Source organism: Pseudogemmobacter sp. TB195 (assembly GCF_058313095.1).
The window spans coordinates 1-254 of sequence record NZ_JBZEGG010000249.1 but is presented as its reverse complement, the minus strand read 5'-3'; the positions used below and the strand labels follow the sequence as shown (position 1 = coordinate 254).

General features: G+C 70.5%; 1 protein-coding gene. It reads right to left on the bottom strand.

Annotated elements, in window-relative coordinates:
* Positions 1-254 (bottom strand): acyl-CoA dehydrogenase family protein (locus tag AC4FS3_RS29615; protein ID WP_491023514.1); only part of this gene is annotated, 254 nt, incomplete at both ends.

Below are 254 nucleotides of genomic sequence, written 5' to 3'. Positions count from 1 at the left end.
AGGTCCGTGCCGCAGTGGGGCTCGGTGAGGTTCATGGTGCCGGTCCATTCACCGGCCACCAGTTTCGCCAGATAGGTCTGTTTCAGCTCCCCGGAGCCGTGGGCGATCAACGCTTCCACGGCGCCAGCGCTCAGCAGCGGCGCCAGCGCGAAGGACATGGCCGAGGCGTTCCACATCTCGGCGCAGGCCGCCTGCACCACCGCCGGCAGACCCTGGCCGCCCCATTGCTCCGGCGCGGGCAGGGCGTTCCAGCC